General features: G+C 69.9%; 17 protein-coding genes and 1 pseudogene. 9 read left to right on the top strand and 9 right to left on the bottom strand.

Annotated elements, in window-relative coordinates; all coding sequences use genetic code 11:
• Positions 1 to 12: 12 nt before the first annotated feature.
• Positions 13 to 513 (top strand): disulfide bond formation protein B, encoded by a 501-nt coding sequence (locus CT3_RS12165; RefSeq protein WP_098066403.1) that lies wholly within the window; start codon positions 13 to 15, stop codon positions 511 to 513.
• Positions 514 to 613: 100 nt separating this feature from the next.
• Positions 614 to 1375, top strand: a complete 762-nt coding sequence (locus CT3_RS12160; protein ID WP_083520206.1) for a pseudouridine synthase — start codon at positions 614 to 616, stop codon at positions 1373 to 1375.
• Positions 1376 to 1474: 99 nt separating this feature from the next.
• Here the strand turns inward: CT3_RS12160 and CT3_RS12155 are convergent, their stop codons facing one another.
• Together CT3_RS12155 and CT3_RS12150 are read right to left on the bottom strand one after the other, a co-directional pair.
• A complete protein-coding gene (locus CT3_RS12155; RefSeq protein WP_066532851.1) occupies positions 1475 to 2146 on the bottom strand; it encodes a glutathione S-transferase in 672 nt (223 codons plus the stop codon).
• 233 nt (positions 2147 to 2379) lie between these two features.
• Entirely contained in the window at positions 2380 to 2934 is a 555-nt protein-coding gene (locus CT3_RS12150) for a DUF3455 domain-containing protein (protein ID WP_066533340.1), read from the bottom strand.
• 684 nt (positions 2935 to 3618) lie between these two features.
• Between CT3_RS12150 and CT3_RS12145 the strand changes: the two genes are divergently transcribed.
• The 3 genes from CT3_RS12145 (at position 3619) to CT3_RS12135 (ending at position 6797) form a co-directional block, all read left to right on the top strand.
• Positions 3619 to 4203: a sigma-70 family RNA polymerase sigma factor gene (locus CT3_RS12145; RefSeq protein WP_066532849.1), complete on the top strand. Its 585-nt coding sequence runs from the start codon at positions 3619 to 3621 to the stop codon at positions 4201 to 4203.
• An 18-nt stretch (positions 4204 to 4221) separates the two neighbouring features.
• Positions 4222 to 5037 carry an anti-sigma factor gene (locus CT3_RS12140; protein WP_066533339.1) on the top strand — a complete coding sequence of 272 codons (816 nt, stop codon included), beginning with the start codon at positions 4222 to 4224 and terminating at the stop codon, positions 5035 to 5037.
• Between the two features lie 350 nt (positions 5038 to 5387).
• On the top strand, positions 5388 to 6797 hold the full coding sequence (locus CT3_RS12135) for a GGDEF domain-containing protein (protein ID WP_172591795.1): 1410 nt from the start codon (positions 5388 to 5390) through the stop codon (positions 6795 to 6797).
• 105 nt (positions 6798 to 6902) lie between these two features.
• Here the strand turns inward: CT3_RS12135 and CT3_RS12130 are convergent, their stop codons facing one another.
• Positions 6903 to 7766: a LysR family transcriptional regulator gene (locus tag CT3_RS12130; protein ID WP_066532845.1), complete on the bottom strand. Its 864-nt coding sequence runs from the start codon at positions 7764 to 7766 to the stop codon at positions 6903 to 6905.
• Between the two features lie 108 nt (positions 7767 to 7874).
• Between CT3_RS12130 and bla the strand changes: the two are divergent.
• Positions 7875 to 8775: pseudogene (gene bla / locus CT3_RS12125) on the top strand (class A beta-lactamase).
• A 161-nt stretch (positions 8776 to 8936) separates the two neighbouring features.
• Here the strand turns inward: bla and argA are convergent.
• Entirely contained in the window at positions 8937 to 10283 is a 1347-nt protein-coding gene (argA, locus tag CT3_RS12120; protein WP_066532843.1) for an amino-acid N-acetyltransferase, read from the bottom strand.
• A 262-nt stretch (positions 10284 to 10545) separates the two neighbouring features.
• Positions 10546 to 12189 carry a nitric oxide reductase transcriptional regulator NorR gene (gene norR / locus CT3_RS12115; RefSeq protein WP_066532839.1) on the bottom strand — a complete coding sequence of 548 codons (1644 nt, stop codon included), beginning with the start codon at positions 12187 to 12189 and terminating at the stop codon, positions 10546 to 10548.
• A 174-nt stretch (positions 12190 to 12363) separates the two neighbouring features.
• Between norR and hmpA the strand changes: the two genes are divergently transcribed.
• Both hmpA and CT3_RS12105 read left to right on the top strand, forming a co-directional pair.
• Complete coding sequence (gene hmpA, locus CT3_RS12110; RefSeq protein ID WP_066532837.1) at positions 12364 to 13554, top strand: NO-inducible flavohemoprotein; 1191 nt, start codon at positions 12364 to 12366, stop codon at positions 13552 to 13554.
• A gap of 107 nt (positions 13555 to 13661) precedes the next feature.
• Positions 13662 to 14801 (top strand): HPP family protein, encoded by a 1140-nt coding sequence (locus CT3_RS12105; RefSeq protein WP_066532834.1) that lies wholly within the window; start codon positions 13662 to 13664, stop codon positions 14799 to 14801.
• A gap of 50 nt (positions 14802 to 14851) precedes the next feature.
• On the opposite strand, the gene CT3_RS12100 is transcribed toward CT3_RS12105, so the two are convergent.
• On the bottom strand, positions 14852 to 16099 hold the full coding sequence (locus tag CT3_RS12100; RefSeq protein WP_066532832.1) for an MFS transporter: 1248 nt from the start codon (positions 16097 to 16099) through the stop codon (positions 14852 to 14854).
• Between the two features lie 413 nt (positions 16100 to 16512).
• On the opposite strand from CT3_RS12100, the gene CT3_RS12095 reads away from it, so the two are divergent.
• Positions 16513 to 16764 carry a hypothetical protein gene (locus CT3_RS12095; protein ID WP_066532830.1) on the top strand — a complete coding sequence of 84 codons (252 nt, stop codon included), beginning with the start codon at positions 16513 to 16515 and terminating at the stop codon, positions 16762 to 16764.
• A gap of 91 nt (positions 16765 to 16855) precedes the next feature.
• Here the strand turns inward: CT3_RS12095 and CT3_RS12090 are convergent, their stop codons facing one another.
• The 3 genes from CT3_RS12090 to CT3_RS12080 form a co-directional block, all read right to left on the bottom strand.
• Entirely contained in the window at positions 16856 to 17542 is a 687-nt protein-coding gene (locus CT3_RS12090; RefSeq protein WP_066532827.1) for a hypothetical protein, read from the bottom strand.
• Between the two features lie 49 nt (positions 17543 to 17591).
• Positions 17592 to 18239 carry a hypothetical protein gene (locus tag CT3_RS12085; RefSeq protein ID WP_066532825.1) on the bottom strand — a complete coding sequence of 216 codons (648 nt, stop codon included), beginning with the start codon at positions 18237 to 18239 and terminating at the stop codon, positions 17592 to 17594.
• Positions 18240 to 18576: 337 nt separating this feature from the next.
• Positions 18577 to 19755 (bottom strand): metallophosphoesterase, encoded by a 1179-nt coding sequence (locus CT3_RS12080; protein ID WP_066532823.1) that lies wholly within the window; start codon positions 19753 to 19755, stop codon positions 18577 to 18579.
• Positions 19756 to 19881: the final 126 nt, after the last annotated feature.

The following is a 19881-nucleotide window of genomic DNA, read 5'->3' as shown; positions in this document are numbered from 1 at the left end:
ACAAGGATGGACATGCAGTTTGTAAATACCCTCAGCCAGGCCCCGCGCCGCGTGCTGGCCCTGATCAGCCTGGCCTGTGTGGCCCTGCTGGCGTTTGGCATGTACCTGCAGCATGTGCAGGGGCTGGAGCCGTGCCCCATGTGCATCGTGCAGCGCTATGCGCTGGTGCTGGTGGCGGTGCTGACCGGCCTGGCCAGCCTGCGCCCGAACAAGGGCTGGTGGATGGGCTGGGGCGTGCTGGCGCTGCTGGCCAGCGGCTTCGGCGCCTTCGTGGCCGCGCGCCAGAGCTGGCTGCAGTGGTACCCGCCCGAATTCGCCAGCTGCGGCCGCGATTTCTACGGCATGATCGAAAACTATTCCCTCAGCCGCGCCATCCCCATGATCTTCCGGGGTTCGGGCGACTGCACGGCGATCGACTGGACCTTCCTGGGCGGCTCGATTGCCAACTGGTCGTTTGTCTGCTTTGTGCTGTTCTTCGGGGTGATTGCCACCTTGCTGGTGCGCCGCCGCTGAGCACGGATCGCAACGCTGCACGCTCTGCACAGCCCCGGCATGCCGGGGCTTTTTTGTGGCCGCGTGCAGCTGGCCCACTTGGCGCGACAATCTCCACCCCATGCCCCAGTACATCCTTTTTCACAAGCCCTATGGCGTGCTGTCCCAGTTCACGCCGGAGGACGGTGCCCGTTCGCTGGCCGAGTTCGACCTGCCGCCCGGCGTCTACCCGGCTGGGCGGCTGGACAAGGACTCCGAAGGCCTGCTGCTGCTGACCGATGACGGGCCGCTGATCGAGCAACTGCTCCACCCGCGCTACCAGAAGCCCAAGACCTACTGGGTGCTGGTGGAGCGCCTGCCCGACGAAGCGGCGCTGGACACCATGCGGGCAGGGCTGCGCATCGAGGACTACACCACCTTGCCCTGCGAGGTGCAGCTGCTGGACCCCCAGCCCGCAGTGGCGCCGCGCGACCCGCCGGTGCGGGTGCGCAAGAGCGTGCAGGACTGGTGGCTGGCCATCACCGTGGTGGAAGGCAAGAACCGCCAGGTGCGCAAGATGACGGCCGCCATCGGCCACCCCACGCTGCGCCTGCAGCGCCGCAGCATTGCCAACCTGGAGCTGGGGGATCTGGCGCCGGGGCAGTGGAGGGCCATAGCGCGCGCAGATATCCACTGGGGAACGGACGCGGCGGGCACGCCGGCGGACCGCACGACGGCCGGCGGTGTGGCCGTGCGCTACCGCAGCCCGGGCGAGCGCCCCCGCATCGCGGATCGCAACGGTGCAGGCAGTGCGCGCACGGGGGATGGCAAGCGCAGTGGCAATGGCGGCCGCAATGCCGCGCCGACCCGCCAGCCGGGCAGCTGGTTCACATCCAAGAAGTGAGCGCAGGGGCGCAGGGCCTGCGCCGGCGCGTGAAGGGGCAGGCAGTCGCCAGGGCGTAGTCAGCAGAGGGCCGGGCGGTCGCAGCCGGGCCCGGGGCGATCAGTCCGATTCCACGCTGGCCGCGCTGAACAGCGGGCCGGTGGTGCCGGCCACCCAGCCGGGGTAGGTTTCCATCACTTCGGCAAACAGGGCCGAATCGATCCAGCGCTGCAGCCAGTCCTGCAGGTGGGGCCAGGGCTGTTCGGCCCACTGGGCCTCGTCGATGCGGGCGAACTGGCGCACAAAGGGGCGCAGCGCCATATCGGCCAGGCTGGGGTTCAGGCCGAACAGGTAGCCGGTGTCGGCCAGCTGGTCGTCCAGTGCGGCCAGCCAGGTGATGGCGTCGGCCTGGGCCTGGTTCACTTCCTCGGCGCTGTAGCGCTCCGGGTATTTGCAGCGGTCCAGGGCCTGCTTGAAAAAGTCGTCGTTGCGGCCGATCAGCTCCAGCATGTCGTCCAGGCTGCCGGCGGTGGGGGCCAGCCAGGCATCGGGGTCGTTGCTGCGCAGCGCGTGCAGCATGACTTCCAGGCTCTGGTCGATCACCGTGCCGTCGGCCAGCACCAGCACCGGCACCGTGCCCTTGGGCGAGGCATCCAGCAGCGCCTGGGGCTTGGCACGCAGATTCACTTCCCGCAGTTCGCAGGCCAGCCCGGCATGTGCCAGCGCCAGACGGGCGCGGATGGCGTAGGGGCAGCGGCGGAAGGAATACAGAACGGGCAAGGTGGTGGACATGGAGGAGCCAGGGAGGGCACAGGGCCCGAGTCAGGAAGCCGGGGATGATAGCCGGTTGGCGCTGCTCCTGTGGGGCGCTGCGTTTTGGCGGGAGGTCTGGCGCGGGCGGCCGCACGTTGCCAGCCTGCCGCCAGCCCTCCGCAAGCCCATCCAAAGTGGTTGGGCGCCATGGACAGGGATGGCCCCGGGCACCCCCTAGCTGGCGGTGGGGAGGTACGCCCGGGGCAGCCCGGTCAGGCGGCTTTCCAGAAAATATAGTCGGCCTGGTAGGGCACCACCTGCTTGCTGCCCAGGTTGGCTGCGCTGCAGGCCATGGCGGGTGCGACCCCGCCCTTGGTGGCCACGCGCTGGATGTAGGTCACGCCCTGCATGGCGCCCATACCCATGGCCGGGTTGGCCTTGACCAGCTGCAGCGGGATGTTGCCCATGCCGGCAGGGGCCACGGCCACCTGGGTCGCAGTGACCTTGGAGCCGTCGTTGTTCTCCCAGGTGGCGGGAGGGCCCCAGTATTTGCCGATGACCGATCCGCTGCGGGTCTGCAGCTTGGCATCGGGGCCGACAAACACCCATTCGTGCTCGGAGGCCATGTCCTTCTTGGCGCGGCATTCATAGGTGATCTGGCCGATACCCACGGTTTCCATGGCCACTTTGTGGCCCGCCGGAACCTGCACGGGGGCGGGCAGTGCGGACTGCGAATACATGGGATGGGGACCCATGGACGAACAGGCGGTCAGGCCCAGTACCGAGGCACAGACAGCGGCCAGTGGGAATGCATGTAGCGGTTTCATGAGAATTTCCTCGAACAAGGTGGACAAGAAACGCACCGGGCAAATGGGCTGGCTGCCCCGGTACTGCTGCGCGCCAGCCCCCGAACGGCGGTGCGTTCGCGGGCACGGTGCGTTCCAACGTTGAAACCCGTGCGCCTGGCGGGCAGGGTGTCAGCGGCGGCTGGATGGCGCGCGACCTGGGCGAGGTCGCGGCGCTCCAAAGCGGGAAGGAGGTCCCGGCAGGCAGGGCCGGCGGCATGTGCCGGCTCCCGGGACTGTTGGCGGGAAGAGGTGTCCAGGGTCTGGGTTGGAGCGCTGCCCTGTGCCGGCGCCGAATTCCCCGGCCGCATGGCGGGCGCCGTGGCGGGCCGCACGCCGCTGGCGCCCGGAACGCCGCGGCGTGGGACCAGGGGGGAAGGACAGCCTGCAAACCAGTGGAGGGGCACGGTGACTCCTTGTGGACGGTGGGCGGTGGCCATTGGCGGTGCTTGGAGGCCGCTGGTGGCAGTGCCCGACACTGGCTATACGCAGGCGGGGAGGCCGTGGATTCAGGTTTTTGAAAAATATTTTGTGTGCACATTCCCCCGTGGGCCGCATCCACTGGTCGCGATGCTGCGTACAGGAGGAGAGGCAAGGCCGGTAATCCGCCTTGGCGGCAATCCAACAGCGCCGCATGCCGCCAGTGCTTGTGCGCACAATGGCTGCATGAGCGCATCTACACCGGACCACGAACTGATGGACTTACTCGACCGCGTCGCCCGCCGGGAGGAACCGGCGCTCAAGCTGCTGTACGACCAGACGGCTGCGCGGCTGTACGGGCTGGCGCTGCGCATCGTCGGCAACCGGGAGTGGGCCGAGGATGTGCTGCAGGAGAGTTTTCTGGGCATCTGGCGCAACGCCGGGGCCTACCGTGCCTCGCTGAGTCCGCCGCTGGCCTGGATGGGCCTGCTGGTGCGCAGCCGGGCCCTGGATTTTCTGCGTCGGCGCCGGGCCGAGCGCCTGCATCTGCAGGTGGCGATCGACGATCTGGCCGAGATCGATGCGCTCACCCAGGAGCAGATGGCCCCGGGGCCCCAGCAGGGGGCCGAGGCCAGCGAACAGGCGGCCGCGCTGCACCAGTGCCTGCAGCGGCTGGAGCAGGCCCAGCGCCAGGTGGTGAGCCTGGCCTATCTGCGGGATCTGAGCCACAGCGAGCTGGCCAGCACCTTGAAGCTGCCGCTGGGCACCGTGAAGACCTGGATGCGGCGCAGCCTGGAGCAATTGCGCAAGTGCATGGCCCGCCATGTCTGAGTGTGAGGAGTGTTCACCATGCATCTGACCCGCAACCCTGAACTGCTTGACCGCCTGGCGGCGGCCTATGCGCTGGGTACGCTGCGCGGCGGGGCGCGCCGACGCTTCGAGCAGCTGGCGCGCGACCATGCCCAGGTGCGGGCGGCCGCGCTGCTGTGGCAGGGCCGCTGGTCCGCGTTTTCCGAGGTGCAGACGCCGGTGCAGCCGGACGCGGCGGTCTGGACCCGCATTGCCAACCTGGTGCAGGCCGACCAACAGCAGGCCCAATGGAGGGCGCAGCGCGGTGCCGCTGCGGCCGCGCCACAGGTGGGGAAGCTGGGGCAGGCGCTGTCCTGGTGGCGCGGGCTGGCGTTGGCGGGCAGCCTGGCCACGGTGGTGGCGGTGTCGGTGGGGCTGTGGACGCACCACGGGCTGCAGCAGAGCACGCAGCAGCAGCTGTCGGCGCTGCGCACCGAGCTGCAGACCACGCAGGCCGCCTTGCAGGCGGCCCCCCAGATCCAGTATGTGGCCGTGCTGGCGGACGGCAAGGCCGATGCCTCCATGCTGGTGACCTTCGACCCCCGGCACAACCAGCTGGTGCTGCAGCGGGTCAGCGGCTTTCGGGAAGCGGAGAGCAAGTCGCTGCAGCTGTGGGCCCTGCCGCCGCAGGGCGCACCGCGCTCCCTGGGCGTGGTGGGCGAGGGCCGGGTGGCGCAGCTGGCGGTGCAGGAGACCGATGTCAAGGCGGTTCCAACCCTGGCGATCAGCCTGGAGCCCAAGGGCGGTGTGCCCAGCGCCACCGGGCCTACGGGGCCGGTGCTGTTCACCGGGGCGCTGATTCGCCGGGACCTGTGAGGCCTGGAGCTGCCGCTTCGCCGCGCCGCGCGGTGCGGGCCGGTACGCGGTCCATCGGTCCCCGGTCCATCGGCGTGCCGTCCATCGACAGGGCGCACAGCGACGCAGGCCCTGTGCGACATTGGCTGCACTTTGCCGCCATGCGCCAGGTGGGTGCAGGGTACCTGCGGGCGATATTTGGGGGAGAAACAGGCGATTTGTCGGTTTTATCTGATTACACGTAGATACAGATTGTGGTTCTATCGGGGTGGGTGACAGCCGGTTCTCAGTGCTACGTGTGGCTTGTGCATCGATGCGGGACACCACGACATGGAATGGCGGCCGGTGCAGTTGCCGGCGAGGGGGTGTTGATGCCTGCATTCGAGATTCGTGCCAATCGGGTGGCGGCCGGCTTCAGACTGGAGCATGCCGTCCTGGGGGCCACGGTGCTGGTGGCGTGCGCCGTTGCCACCACCAGCAAGTCGCCCAGTCTGCTGTCTTTTTTCTGGCTGTCCAATGCGCTGATGCTGGGACTGATTGTGCGCTTCCCGGTCATGGCGCAGCCGCAGGGCTGGGTGCTGGCCACGCTGGGCTTTCTGCTGGGCAGCTATGCCGGCGAAGGCTGGTTTCTGAAGGTGCTGCTGCTGACGCTGGCCAACCTGGTGGGGATCGCCTGCGGCTGGCTGTACCTGCGCCAGCATGCTGCGAGCGTGGTCCAGATGCGCTCGCCGGTGGGGGTGTTCCATGTGGTGGTGGGTGTGTGCATCGCCAGTGCCGTGGGTGCGCTGCTGGGGGGCGGGGCCATGCAGTACCTGCTGCAGCGCAGCTGGCAGCGCACGGCCATGATGTGGTTTGGTGCGGAGATGATGCACATGTGCCTGATCATTCCCCTGCTGCTGAATGTGCCGCCGCTGGGCGCGGCCCGGCGCCTGTGGCGCAGCGGCGAGCGGGCATGGGGGCGGTCCGTGGCGCCGCTGGCGGTGCTGGTGGTGCTGATGGGCGTGGGCCTGTACATCGGCGGGCCCGGGGTACCGCTGCTGCTGCTGCCCGGCCTGGTGCTGTGCGCGCTGAGCTACCGGGTGTTCACGGTGTCGCTGCTGTGCTTTCTGGCCGGCAGCTGGCATGTGTTCCTGCTGGTGCTCAATGACTTCGATTTCAGCTCCCAGAATGCCGAAGCCGCCATGTCCATGCGCCTGGGCCTGTCCATGCTGAGTGTGACCCTGCTGACCGTGGCCTGTGCGCGCAACCACTGGGGCGACGCCATGGCCCGGCTGGAGCATTCGTCCACCCACGACCACCTGACCGGCATGCTGACCAGGGCGGCTTTCAGCGAGCAGGCCCACCGCATCCTGGCGCGGCTGGCCCATGGCCGCCAGCCGGTAGCCCTGCTGATGCTGGACCTGGACTGGTTCAAGCGCGTCAACGACACCTATGGGCATGCGGCCGGGGATGTGGTGCTGCAGGCAGTGAGCCGCACGGTGGTGCAGTCGCTGCGGCCGCACGAGCTGCTGGGGCGCATGGGCGGGGAGGAGTTTGCCCTGCTGCTGCCCGGTGCCGACGCCCAGGAAGCCAGTGCGACGGCCGAGCGGCTGTGCGCCGCCATCCGGGCTCTGACTATCGAGGTGGACGAGGGCAAGACGCTGCGCCCCACGATCAGCATTGGCGTGGTGGCGCTGGATGCCACCGACACGCTGACGCTGAGCGTGCTGCTGAGGAAGGCCGATCTGGCGCTGTACAGCGCCAAGGAAAATGGCCGGGATGGCTTCTGCCTGAGCGCCTGATCGACTGCCCAAGTGCCCGAACACCTGAGCGCTGGTGCTTGTGTGCTGTTGTGCCCCGGTGCGTTGAAGCTTCTGGAGGGCAGGCGTTGCGCAGGCCTGCGGGGTTTACGCCGTCTGGGCCTGGGCCAGCAGCCACTGGCGCACGTCCTCCAGCGCCGGCGATGCCGCGCGCGTGCGCGGCTGGGTGAACCAGTAGGCGCCGGCAGGCACGGTCAGCGCAAACGGCTGCACCAGCCGGCCGGCACGCAGCAGGTGGGTGAACATGGCCGGGGGCAGCAGGGCCACGCCGGCGCCCTGGGCGGCGGCTTCGGCCAGGGCGATGGAGCTGTCGAACTGCGGGCCGGCGGCGCGCAGGGTGGCCACTTCGGCGGCCTGGCACCACTGCTCCCATTCCGCGGTGCGAAAAGAGCGCAGCAGCGTCTGGCCGCGCAGATCGCCCGGCTGGCGCAGGTGCTCGGCAATGGCCGGGGCGCACAGCGGGGTCAGCGGCGCGTGCACCAGCAGATCGGCCTGCAGGCCGTGCCAGGCACCGTCGCCAAAGCGGATGGCCGCGTCCAGCCCTTCGGCATTCAGGTCCACGCGGTTGTTGTGGGTCTGCATGCGCAGATCGATATGGGGGTGGCGGGTCTCAAAGTCGGCCAGCCGGGGCAGCAGCCAGCCCACGGCGAACGTGCCCACCACGCCCAGGGTCAGCACCTCGCGCGGACGGTCGTTGCGCAACTGGCCCAGGGCGCGCTCCAGCCGGCCAAAGCAGTCGGCCACCACGGGCCACAGGGCCTGGCCTTCGTCGGTCAGGGCCAGACCGCGCGGCAGACGCCGGAACAGCGGCGTGCCCAGCTGTTCTTCGAGCTTGCGGATATGCTGGCTGACAGCGGTCTGGGTGACGTGCAGCTCGTGGGCGGCGCGCGTCAGATTCAGGTGGCGGGCCGCACTGTCGAACGCGCGCAGGGCATTCAATGGCAGGTGCATGGGGGTGGAGGTATAAGTTTTTCTAGGGTTTGTTCTGCCATCTTAACGTTGGTCAGCGTTGGCGCACTCCGGTAAGGTAGCAGGTGTTATCAAGAAGAGGAGCACGCTATGCACAGAAGAATTTGGCTGCAAAGCAGTCTGGCCCTGAGCGCCACCTGGCTGGCCGGGTGTGCAGGTATGCAGAAAAACTCGGGTCTGGAGGCGGATGATGCCTCCCACCCGCTGGCGCAGATCGAGGCCCGCACCGGGGGGGCGCCTGGGCGTGGCGGTGATCGACACCGCCAACGGCCGCCAGTGGCAGTACCGGGGCAGCGAGCGCTTTCCCATGTGCAGCACCTTCAAGCTGCTGCTGGCCGCCCAGATGCTGCAGCGCGACCAGCAGGGGCTGGACAGTCTGCAGCAGCGCGTGACCTACCCGCGCAGCGCGCTGGTGCCGTATTCGCCCACCACCGAGGCCCAGGCCGGTGGCGCCGGGCTGACGGTGGCCGAGCTGTGCGAAGCCGCCGTGGTGCTGAGCGACAACACCGCCGCCAACCTGCTGCTGGCCCGCCAGGGCGGCCCGCAAGGGCTGACCCAGTGGCTGCGCGACATGGGCAGCATGCACACCCGCCTGGACCGGCTGGAGCCGGCGCTCAACAGTGCCGTCCCGGGCGACGAGCGCGACACGACCACGCCCCTGTCCATGGCGCGTGCCGTGGTGGCGCTGGCCAAGGGCCCGCACCTGGATGCCGGCCACCAGGCGCAGCTGCTGCAGTGGCTCAAGGCCAGCCCCACGGGCGCCAAGCGGCTGCGCGCCGGCATGCCGCCGGGCTGGCTGGTGGGCGGCAAGACGGGAACGGGCGACAACGGTACGGCCAATGATGTGGTGCTGGTCTGGCCCCACCACCGTCCGCAGCCGCTGGTGGTGAGCGCCTATCTGACGCAGACGCCGCAGCTGGCGCCGGCCGCACGCGATGCGGCGCTGGCCGAGGTAGGCCAGGCGGTGGCGCACTGGTTCCGGCGTTTCTGAGCCTTTACGGTTGGAGGCGCGGCGGCTGCGGGCTGTGTGCAGCCGCCGCCGCCCCAAAGACAGCAGGGCGGCAGCGGAGTAGATCCACTGCCGCCCTGGTGTTTGGAGGCGGGTAAGGCGCCCTGCGAGGCAGGTGGCCGGGGGCAGTTGAGAGCGGCGGTTTAGAGCTGCTTGACCAGCACCTGGCTCTTGCGGCTCCAGTTGTACTTGGCCTTGCGTGCCTCGGGCAGCCATTCCGGGTCCACCGGCTGGAAGCCGCGCTTGATGAACCAGTGCATGGTGCGGGTGGTCAGCACGAACATGCTGGTGCAGCCCAGGGCGCGGGCGCGCTGCTCGATGCGCTTGAGCAGTTTCTCGCCGTCGCCCGTGCCCTGGCTCTGGGGCGAGACGGTGACGGCGGCCATTTCTGCGGTCTTGGCTTCCAGATAGGGGTGCAGGGCGGCGCAGCCGAAGATCACGCCATCGTGCTCGATCACGGTGTAGCTGGTGATGTCGCGCTCGATCTCGGTGCGGTCGCGCTTGACCAGGGTGCCGTCTTTCTCGAACGGCTCGATCAGCTGGATGATGCCGCCCACATCGTCGATGGTGGCTTCGCGCAGCTCTTCGAGCTTTTCGTCGATCACCATGGTGCCGATGCCGTCGTGCACATAGATTTCCAGCAGCAGCGCGCCGTCCACCGCAAACGGCAGGATGTGGCTGCGTTCCACGCCATGTTCGCAGGCGCGCACGCAGTGCTGCAGGTAAAAGCCGGTGTCGGTGGGCACCTGCGGCGGGGGCAACTGGGCCAGCAGCTGGCGGGCGGCTGCCAGCGGCAGCTCGGTGTCGATGGGGTTGTCTTCGCTGTCGGGCTCGGACGGGTTCATGCGGATGCCGGGCACCTCGCTCAGGAAGATCAGCTTGTCGGCCTTCATCTCGCAGGCCACGCGGGTGGCGACTTCTTCCATGCTCAGGTTGAAGGCCTCGCCGGTGGGCGAGAAGCCAAACGGTGACATCAGCACCATGGCTTCGGATTCCAGCGCGCGGCGGATGCCTTCCACATCGACCTTGCGCACCAGGCCGGAGTGCATGAAGTCCACCCCGTCGACGATGCCCACCGGGCGGGCGGTCAGGAAGTTGCCTGACATCACGCGCACGCGGGCGCCGGCCATGGGGGTGTTGGGCAGGCCCTGGCTGAAGGCGGCTTCGATCTCGTAGCGCAACTGGCCGGCGGCCTCTTGCGCGCAGTCCAGCGCGATGGAGTCGGTCACGCGCACGCCGTTGTAGTAGCGCGGCTCCTGGCCCTTGAGGCGCAGCTGTTCATTCACCTGCGGGCGAAAGCCGTGCACCAGCACGATCTTCACGCCCATGGCCTGGATCAGCGCCAGATCCTGCACGATGCCCTGCAGCTTGCCGGCAGCGATGGCTTCGCCCGTGATGCCCACCACGAAAGTCTGGTGGCGGAATTTGTGGATGTACGGGGCCACAGACCGGAACCAGGGAACGAAGGTGAAATTGAAAACCGTGGACATGGTGGGTGCAGACAGAGGGAGCGAGAGAGAGTGCTGTCCGCCGGCAATGCGCAGCGCGCTGCCGGCCTCAGAGGGTCAAAAGGCCCGCATCCCGGGGAGTGCGAGCCAATCCAGCCGCGAGTGTAGCGGCGCTGCGCCGCGGTCGCGGCAAATTTTCACGGCAAGGCGGCAGTCTGTTGCGGCGATGGCGCAGCGGGGTGGCCTTGGGGGCTATGACGCGGGCCGGGGAGCGGGCCGTGGGTGCGGCGGTTACCGGCGGTGGCTAGCGCAGCGGAGGCGGGCTGCCGGGCGCGTGTAGCCCCAGCCGCTTGGCCAGGCGCTGCAGATTGGCGCGGTCCAGCTGCAGGGCGCGGGCGGCGGGCGCCCAGCGGTAGCCATGGGCTTCCAGCGCTTGCTGCACCAGTTGCCGTTCGTAGCGGGCCACGGCCTGGCGCAGACCGGTGTCCGTGGGATCGGCCACGGCGCTGGCGGCCGGGTCGGCAGGCGGCAGGCTGCCCGGGTCCTCGGCAGGATCGCCGGGGTGCGTGGACGCCTTTGAGCTGGGCACCAGCGCCAGATCCTGTGCGTGGATGCCGAGCGGCGCAGTGGGAGGGCGCGGGCGGCGCAGGGCGTGCAGCACGGCACGGCGGATGCAGTGTTCCAGCTCGCGCACATTGCCCGGCCAGCGGTGGGCCAGCAGGGCGGCCTGGGCGGCGGCTTCCAGCCGCACCCCGTCCAGTCCGAACTGCGAGCGCGTGCGCTCCAGAAAGTAGCCGGCCAGCACCAGCACATCGCCTTCGCGGGCGCGCAGCGGCGGCACCTGCAGCGGGTAGACGCTGAGGCGGTGGTAGAAGTCGGCGCGCATGCGGCCGTCGCGCACGGCGGCGGCCAGGTCCTGGTTGGTGGCGGCAATGATGCGCACGTCCACCGTGCGTTCCCGGTCCAGCCCCAGGCGCTGGATCTGGCCGCTTTGCAGCACGCGCAGCAGCTTGGCCTGGGTGGCCAGCGGCAGCTCGCCCACCTCGTCCAGGAACAGGGTGCCCTGGTGGGCCTGTTCGAACTTGCCTTGCCGGTCGCTCACCGCGCCGGTGAAGGCGCCGCGCACATGGCCGAACAGCTCGCTTTCCACCAGCTGGTCGGGAAGGGCGGCGCAGTTGATGCTGACAAAGGCCTGGTCGGCCCGGGTGGACTGGGCGTGCAGGGCCTGGGCCACCAGTTCCTTGCCCACGCCGGTTTCGCCGGTGATCAGCACCGCCAGATCGCTGGCGGCCACGGTGGCGATGTCGCGCTGCAGCGCGCGCATGGCGCTGCTGTGGCCCAGCAGCCGGGGCGCGGCCAGCGGGGCGTGGCGGCGGAAATGCTCGGCCCGCTGGCGTTCGTTGTGCACGGACTGCTCCAGCTGGCGCAGGCGGGCGGCCGTGGCCACGGTGGCGGCGGCCAGGTTGCTGAAGGCCTGGAGTGCGGCCAGCGGGGCGTCGCCGGCAAAGCTGCCGGGCTGCAGCGCGTCCAGGGTCAGCAGCCCCCAGGGCTGGCCGTCCACCTGCAGCACGCAGCCCATGCAGTCGTGCACCGGCAGCGGCGCGCCGGAGTGGTGGGCCACCAGGCCGTCGTAGGGGTCGGGCAGGGGGCTGTCGCTGGGAAAGCGCAGGGCCTGGCCGGCGGCCAGCAGCGCGGCAAAGCGCGGGTGTTCGCGCAGGCGAAAGCGCCGGCCCAGGGTGTCGGGGCTGAGGCCGTCGATGGCCAGCGGGCGCAGCCAGTCGCTGCCGTCGGCGCCGCGCTCGCAGCGCAGCAGGGCGGCGGCATCGGCCGGCAGCACGGTGCGCAGGGCGGCCAGCAGGCGGCGGTAGCGTTCGGTTTCGGGCAGCTGGCTGGACAGTTCGGCCACCAGGGGCAGCAAGGCGTTCAGCAGCAGGGCATTGGCAGTCATGCCGACATCGTATGCGGTCAGATTGACTGCAATTGACGCGTGTCAAAAAGACATGGTTGGCGGTAAGTGCTTGACGCGGCAGGGCCTGCGTGCTGGCATGCCGTTTGCCCTTATCGATGCAGGGCGGCCCGCCGAGGGTGCTGCCCATGGATCCCTTTGGAGAGTGATTTTTTCATGCTGACCGACCGCCAACGCGCCATTGTCAAATCCACCGTGCCCCTGCTGGAAACCGGGGGCGAAGCCCTGACCACCCATTTCTACCGGCTGATGCTGGCCGAAAGCGCCGAGGTGCAGCCGCTGTTCAACAGCGTGCACCAGCAGACGGGGGCCCAGCCGCGTGCGCTGGCGCGCAGCGTGCTGATGTATGCCAAACATATCGACGATCTGTCCGGCCTGGGCGATCTGCCGGCGCAGATCATCCACAAGCATGTGTCGCTGCAGGTGCAGCCCGAGCACTACCCCATTGTGGGCGGCTTCCTGCTGCGGGCCATCCGCGAAGTGCTGGGGGCGGAGGTGGCCACCGACGAGGTGATCGACGCCTGGGCCGCCGCCTACGGGCAGCTGGCGGACATCCTGATCGGCGCCGAAAAGGCCAGCTACGACGCCAATGCCCAGGCGCCGGGCGGCTGGAAGGGCGTGCGCCGCTTTGTGGTGGCCGCTAAACAGGCCGAGACCCCGGAGATCACCAGCTTCACGCTGCAGCCCGAGGACGGCGCTGGGGTGCTGGCCTACCAGCCGGGCCAGTTCATCGGTCTGCGCGTGGTGGTGGAAGGCAAGGAGCAGCGCCGCAACTATTCGCTGTCCCAGGCGGCGGATGGGCGCAGCCTGCGCATCAGCGTCAAGCGCGAGGCGCAGGGCGTGGTCTCCGGCCACCTGCACGACCAGGTGCAGACCGGTGATGTGCTGGAGGTCTTCCCGCCGGCCGGCCACTTCACCCTGGACGACAGCGCCAAGCCCCTGGTGCTGATGGCCGCCGGCGTGGGTATCACGCCGCTGATGGCCATGCTGCAGCAGGCCCTGCCTACGGGCCGGCCCATCACCTTCATCCACTGCGCCCGCAGCCCAGAGCAGCAGGCCTTCCGCAGCGAGCTGCTGGCCCTGGCGGCGCAGCACCCCCAGCTGTGGCTGCGCTTTGGCTACGAGCAGGACGCCGGCCCGTCGCCGGCGGCCGACGTGGAAGTGGCCGAGGGCCTGCCGGATGCCGCGCTGCTGACCCGCTGGCTGCCCGCGGTGCGCGATGTGCAGGCCTACTACCTGGGGCCTGTGGGCTTCATGCGCCTGGCCAAGCAGGTGCTGCAGCGCGCCGGCGTGCCGGATGCGCAGGCGCGCTGCGAGTTCTTCGGCCCGGCCGAGTCCTTGGCCTGAACACCGGCGCAGACCCCGGCCGGCCACGCGGCTACCCGCTGCGTGGCATGCTGGGGCCTTGGTGAAATGCACCCGCTCTTGCAGCGGGTTTCTTCGTCTGGAACACGATGCAATTGGGAAATGGATGGAAGCCTGCCGTGGCCCCAGCCGCACGGCTGGATGTGCTGCGGGTTGGCCTGGGAGCGGGCCTGGGCCTGGTGCTGGCGGCGGCCCTGGTGCAGCTGGCGCTGTGGGCGGGCTGGCAGGGCAGCTGGGCACTGTTTGCGCCGCTGGGTGCGACGGCGGTGCTGGTGTTTGCGGTGCACACCGGCCCGCTGTCCCAGCCCTGGTCCTGTGTGGTGGGCAACACGGTGGCGGCGCTGTGGGCCTTGCTGGTGGTGCGCTGGTGGCCGCAGCAGGCCCTGGGCTGGCTGCTGCCGGCAGTCGCCGTGGGTGGGGCCATTGCCTGGATGCAGATCACGCGTGCACTGCACCCGCCGGGCGGCGCCGTGGCCCTGCTGCTGGCGCTGGAAGCCCAGCACGGCGTGCTCCACGGCTGGAGCTATGCCTTGGCCCCCATCGGCTTGCTGACCCTGGTGCTGGTGCTGCTGGGCGTGGCCTATCACCGCGCCTGGGGCAAGCACTATCCGCTGCAGCCGGCAGCGCCCGCCGCAGCGGCCAAGGCCCAGCACCTGCCGTCGGACGACCTGTCCCAGGCCGATCTGCAGGCGCTGCTGGCGCGCTTTGACCAGGACTACAACCTGACCGCCCAGGAACTGGGCCAGCTGGTGCGCGCGGCCGAAGAGCAGGCCATTGCCCGGCGCTTTGGCAGCGTGCGCTGCGGCCAGGTGATGAGCGCCAGGCTGTGGACCTGCGGCCCGCAGGACGGCCTGGGGCAGCTGGCGGCGCAGTTTCAGCAGCACCCCATCAAGAGCCTGCCGGTGGTGGACGCCCAAGGCCGCCTGCTGGGTGTGGTGGCGCGCGGTGCCTTGTTCGACTGGCTGTGGCAGCAGCGCCAGCCCGATGCCGAGGCCCGGCGCCAGCGCCGCACCTGGCGGCTGTGGGGCAAAAAGCCCCCGGCTGCGGCACCCGCCTGCGCGGCCGATCTGATGCAGGCCGCGCCGCTGACGGTGCAGGACGACACCCCGGTGGCCGAGCTGCTGGAGACGCTGGCCGTGCACACCGTGCCGTTTGTGGCCGTGCTGCGTCAGGGCCAGCTGGCGGGGCTGATCACCCGCACCGACATCATGCGCATTCTGCTGCGCTGAAGCGGCGACATCCGAGGGCGATGTCCGAGGGGTGGTGTCCGAAAGGCGGTTCAGGCCGACGCGGACCCGCCGCTGCGGGCGGCACGCCCCGACGCGACCAGCAGCACCAGCACCAGTGCGATCAGCGGCAGCATGCCGGCGTTGATGGCGTCCCAGCCCGCGCTGTGCAGCAGCTGGCCGGAGCCGAACGAGGCCACGGCCACGGTGCCGAACACCAGAAAGTCGTTCAGCGCCTGGACCTTGGCGCGTTCGCTGGGGCGGTAGCACTCGGTCAGCAAGGCTGTGGCGCCGATGAAGCCCAGGTTCCAGCCCAGGCCCAGCAGCACCAGCGAGCCCCAGAAATGGGTCAGCTCCAGCCCTGCCAGGGCCATCAGGCCCGAAGCCCCGATCAGCACCAGACCCAGGGCCGTGATGCGGCGCTTGCCGTAGCGGGCAATCAGCTTGCCGGTAACGAAGCTGGGGGCGAACATGGCCAGCACATGCCACTGGATGCCCAGCGCCGCCTCGCCCACGCTGTGGCCGCAGCCGACCATGGCCATGGGGGCGGCCGTCATCAGGAAGGCCATCAGGCCATAGCTCACCACGCCGGCCGCAGCGGCCACCACAAACTGCGGCGTGCGGGCGATCTGGGCCAGCGGCCGGACGCCGGTGGCCACGGCCTTGCGCGGCGGGGGCGGCAGGCGCAGGCCCAGCAGCAGCGGCAGTGCCATCAGTGCCAGCAGGGCCTGGCTGTAGAAGCTGCCGGCAAACGGGGTCATCGGCAGGGTGTCGCGCGTCCAGATCACCACCTGCGGGCCGATGATGGCGGCGATCAGCCCGCCCACCATCACCCGCGAAATCGCCTGCGCTTGGCGGCTGGGTTCGCTCACCGAGTCGGTGGCGGCAAAGCGGTAGCTCTGCACGCAGGCGCCGTAAAAGCCGGCCAGTGCCGTGCCCAGGCAGAACATCAGGAAGTTGGAATGGACGATGCCCTGGGCCGCCACCAGGCCGGACAGCACGCCCATCACCGCCCCCAGCAGATAGGCCGTGCGCCGCCCACAGCGGTGCATCAGCCATGCGGCCGGCAAGGTGGACAGGGCCAGGCCCAGTTGGTAGAGGCTGACCGGCAGCGTGGCGGCGGCCGGGTCGCTGGACAGCTGCTGGCCCACCAGCCCTCCCAGCGAAATGATGATGGGAGGCGAGGCGCCTCCCAGGGACTGGGCGGCCACCAGCAGGCCCAGGTTGCGAGAGGGCGCGGCAGGTGCCGCAGGTGGTGTGGGTGTAGCAGGAGGGGAGACAGCGGGCGGCAGGGCAGACATGGCAAAAACAGCGAAGGGAGCAGACCGGAGCGCAGCACGGCCCCGACAGTGGGGGGCTGCGACGGCGGCTGCGGGGCACGGCACTGCCCAAGGCAATGGGCATGGCGTGCGGCGGCTTTCATCATGGGCCACGGTCCGGCGCGGGCAGCGCAGGCGGCTGACCCGGCAGGAGGGCGGTGCGAAATACCGTCTGTCGCCCTTCGTGGGCCTCCATCCTAGGGTTTGTATCAAGGTGTGTCCAGAGCGTGTACCGGGTTTGCGCCAGATCAGAGTGGCGCGCAGCGGACTTCCTAGGATGGCGTCGGTAGTGATTGTGGGAGATCTCATCTTCAACCCTGCCTCCGCCTGCGGCGGGTGGCAGCAAGCAGGGCCGCACACCGAGGTGCCAGGGCCCATGTCGGGAGGCCAGGCCCATGGACGGAGCCATCATCTATCTGTTTGTCGCTGTGCTGGCAGCGTTTTCGCTGTCGTTCCTGTTCGTGTTCCACATGCCCGAGGGGCGGTGGATGGACAGCATTGGCCTGGTGTTCGGCGGCCTGGGCAGCATGGGCCTGTTCTACCTGTTCGTGCTGATCAACGAAGGCCCGCGCACCCAGGACGTGGAGCGGGCGGCCCGGCCGCCACAGATCAGCCTGGGGGTGGAGAGCAGCCAGGCGCTGCGCTAGGCCTGGGCTGCGTGCGCTGCGCGGCCTGTGCGGCCTGTGCGGCCTGTGCGGGCGGTACAGGCTGGTCGGGCGGTAGTGGCGCCAGTGCGGCTCACAGCCCGCCGCGAATCGGCCCGGCCTGGATGGTGTAGCGCTCGGTGCCGGCGGCCAGTGCGGCATCTTCGATCTTTTCCACCTTCACCGGACTGCCTTTGGCGGTCTTGCTGACGCCGGTGGCGGTGTTCACGCGCTGGGCCTGCACATCGGCCGCGGCCTGGTGCACGACGATGGAGGCTTGGCCTCGGTTGTCGGCCAGGCGGTTGGCCAGGTTCTTCAGCGCGGCCATGGACTGGGTGTATTCCGGGCGGCCCTTGGCGGCCAGCGGCATCTGCACCGTCATGGACTCCAGCGTGCGCATGCTGCGCGTCTGGCCCGACTGGCTGTCGGTGATGGGCGTGTCCAGCAGCTTGACCGGCCCGGCGCTGGAGCGCAGCTTGATGGGCAGGTGCTGCATGGACGACACCACATCCGTCTGGACCGAACGGGCCAGCTCGATTTCCTGGTCCAGCACGGACTGCAGCTTGGTGAAGCGCTCGCCGGCCTGCGCCGCCGCCGCGCCGGAAGCGCCTGTGCCCGGCGCCGTGGCGGTGGCGGTGGCAGGTGCGCCGCAACCGGCTGGCGGGTTCTGGGTGAGGCGGCCGAGCATGCAGCCCAGGGACGTGGTGGAGGATTCCACCGCCGCGCAGCCCGCCAGCACCAGGGCTGCGGCGGTGACAAGGCTCAGTTTCAGATACGGCATGGCAGGGCTCCTGTGTCCAAGATCGGCTGTGTGACGGGAAAGCGCCAGCTCAGTCCAGCAGGTCATTCAGTGTGGGGGTGTCTTTGGGCGCCGGGCGTGGCGCAGCGGGTGAAGGAGATGGTGAAGGGGACGGTGGCAGTACCACCGGGCCCGACACGGCGGGGGCCGGCACGGCCTTGACCGCAGCAGCGGGCGCCGGTGTGGCGGCGACCACGGGGGCCGTGGCAGCCGGGCGGGCGGCGGGCGGCGGGTTGGCGGCCATGGCCGGTGCCGGGGTGGCGGGGGCAACGCTGGCGGGCATGGCAGGCACTGCAGCGCCGGAGGATGCAGGCGAGGTACCCGGTGGCGTGCCTGGAGGTGCCGTGGAGCTGGCAGCCACTGGCTGGTCGGGGGTGGTCACCGTCCCGGCCGTGCCCGCAGCGCCAGCAGCGCCCTGCGGGCCGACCAGGGTGGCGGCCTTGCTGGCATCCGTGGGCGCGTCGGCCGCCGGGCTGTCGGCGTTGCCGCCTGTGGGCAGCATGCCGGGCCTGAATGCCAGCCAGCCCGCAGCGGCCACCACCAGCGCGGCGCCGACCAGCAGCCAGCGGGTGGCGGCGTTGGGCGCATGCGGTGAGCGGGGCGGGCGCAGCGGCACCGAGCCCAGCGGCGCTGCACGCGGCGAGCCGCATTGGCTGCAGAACTTGGCTTGGGCAGGCATGGAGGTGCCGCAGACAGGGCAATTCATAGGATCAGCGAGCGATGGGGCCATTGCACGAAATCTTACCCTTGGCTTTTCCGCGTGGAGGCGGCCATTCGTGTCAGAAAATGGCGCCATCGCGTGCCCAACTGCAACCAAATGCGACAAACACAGGGTTTCCGTGGAGTTTTCGCGCGTGCGGCGTTGGAATGCCTGCAGCGCGTGCAGCCTGCGCTGGCCGTCCACGGCGCGGCGGTGCGGGGGGCACCGTGGTTGCTGCACCCGCCCGGTGAGGGGCGTGCTGCACCGGCCCGGGCGTGGTGGGCCGTCGCCCTGGTAGCAGCCCTCCGCCCGGGGCTCAGGGCTTGGTGGTTGCGGAGGGGCTGCGCAGCACCAGCAGGTCGATGCTGGAGGGCACGCCCAGGCGCACGGCAAAACCGGCCCACAGCCCGGCGCCGCTGCTGACAAACAGTTGCATCGGGCCGACCTGGTACAGGCCGCGCACATAGCCGTTGTTGGCCGGTGCGATCAGCAGCTGGTCCAGCCCCCGGATGTGGCCGCCATGGGTGTGGCCGGCAATCTGCAGGTCCACGCCATGCTGGGCATAGTCGCGTGCGGGCTTGGGCTGGTGTGCCAGCAGCAGGTGCACGTCCGCGCCCTGGGCCTGCTGCTGCACGGCGGCGATGTCGGGGGGCAGGCCTTCGGCCACGGCGGGGTTGTCGTTCTGGTTGGACAGGCGGCCATAGGCCGGGTCGCCCAGGCCGGAGACGGCCAGCGTGCGGCCGCGGATCTGCAGGCGCTCGGTCTGGTTTTCCAGATAGTGCAGGCCCAGGCGGCGGAATTCCTTGGCCCAGGCGTTGTAGCCGCTGTAGTACTCGTGGTTGCCGGGGGCAAACCACACGCCGTACGGGGCCTGCAGCTGGGCCAGCGGGGCGATGTTGGCGGCCTGGGTGGCGACGTCGCCGTCCACCATGTCGCCGGGCAGCACGATCAGGTCGGGCCGGGCCGCCTGGGTGCGGTCCACCAGGGCCTGCACATAGCGGGCGTTGTTGACCGGGCTGGCGTGGATGTCGGCAATCACGGCCACGCGCAGGCCGTCCAGCTCGGCGGGCAGGCGCGGCAGCGTGATCTCCTGGGTGCGCACCTCGGGCACCTTCAGCGCCTGCAGCACCCCGTAGGCAGACACCAGCAGGGCCAGGGCCGCGCCGGCCACGGTCCACATCGGCTGGCGCAGGCCCTGGGCCAGGCGGCGCCAGCCGGCCTTCCAGGACAGCAGCCAGGCCAGATCGCGCAGCAAGGCCAGCAGGATGGACAGCACGATGGCGGACAGCACCAGGCCGCTGCCCACCTGCAGATGGGCAATCACCTGGTAGCTGAGCGTGGTCTGGCGCATGGCCAGGATCAGCAGCGCGGGCAGGGCGCCCAGCACCATGGTGGCCGTCAGCGCCCACCAGAAGGCGCGGCGGGCCGGCCGGTGCAGGGGCCACCACAGCCACAGCGCGATGATGGGCACCAGAATCAGGGAGTAGAAAATCATGGAATGCGGGAAGGGCTGTTGCCCGCCGCCAGGGCAGCGGGGCAGTCATGGCAGCCCGCCGCAGGGTGCTGCAGCGGGACGGAAAGCGCCAGGCCGCGAGGGTGTGCGGCGGCTGCGCGCATGGTA

This window comes from Comamonas terrigena NBRC 13299 (genome assembly GCF_006740045.1).
Classification (GTDB): domain Bacteria; phylum Pseudomonadota; class Gammaproteobacteria; order Burkholderiales; family Burkholderiaceae_C; genus Comamonas; species Comamonas terrigena.
Note: the sequence above shows the minus strand (reverse complement) of the source record. Positions and strands in the feature narration are given on the sequence as shown.